The organism is Corynebacterium sp. HMSC072G08 (genome assembly GCF_001809185.1).
Taxonomy (GTDB): Bacteria; Actinomycetota; Actinomycetes; order Mycobacteriales; family Mycobacteriaceae; genus Corynebacterium; species Corynebacterium phoceense.
The window spans coordinates 1-805 of the sequence record NZ_KV796399.1 but is presented as its reverse complement, the minus strand read 5'-3'; the positions used below and the strand labels follow the sequence as shown (position 1 = coordinate 805).

Sequence of the window (805 nt, the reverse complement as noted above, 5' to 3'; positions counted from 1 at the left end):
GGGTTAAGTGACAATTTTCGATTTTGTGACCTTGGATGACTGTGTCGTTTTGAGGAGTCGTCTGCACGGATTTCAGAAGTCCTCTGTACTATCGCCATCCACTCCGGAGAGGCCGCGAACGTTCGTCCACTTCATCTGGAACGCGATTCGACAGAGCGCATTCAATACGATGGTCTTTTTCTCCCTGCGAAGGATGGGGGCAGTTTAGGGTGCCAGGGTGTTGACCAGATCGAGGAATTCCTCAGCGTAGGCAATTTGCTTGCGTAGCTTTTCGTAGCGGGTGCGCGTCTCCTCACGAATGTCGGCAAGGGTGGCCTTGGCATTACTCCGTGCCTGCTGTGCGGGATCACTGTCCTGCCCGCCATCTGAACTATGAAGAATCTCCGCAGCTTCCAGGAATTCCCGCATCTGATCCAGAGTAAACCCCAGCGGTTTCATCCGTCGCACCAGCAAAACACGACGTACATCAGCCTCACTATAAAGCCTGAACCCACCAGGGCTACGCCCCGATGGGGTAATCAGGCCGACGTTGTCATAATAACGCAAGGTGGGAATCGACAACCCCGTCTGGTCAACGACCTCGCCGATCTTGAAATTACTGTTTTGCATTGCCTGTTCTCCTTCACGGTGATGTTGCCCACGGGTTCCTGTGCCTGGGTTGGCGGTTGAGTAAAACTCCCGCTACCATGACCACCATCACCAAACCTAAAGTTACTAGAGGGTTGGATTCCTTTCGGGCGTTCGCCCAGTTACCTATCCCCTCAAAGATTGGACATCTATGACTGAAACTAGCACGGCGGCCCCC

The 805-nt window shown here is 53.5% G+C and carries 1 protein-coding gene; it reads right to left on the bottom strand.

Features of this window, described 5'->3' with window-relative positions:
* Nucleotides 1-204: 204 nt before the first annotated feature.
* Entirely contained in the window at nucleotides 205-609 is a 405-nt protein-coding gene (locus tag HMPREF2559_RS02420; RefSeq protein ID WP_005531126.1) for a MerR family transcriptional regulator, read from the bottom strand.
* Between the last annotated feature and the right edge of the window lie 196 nt (nucleotides 610-805).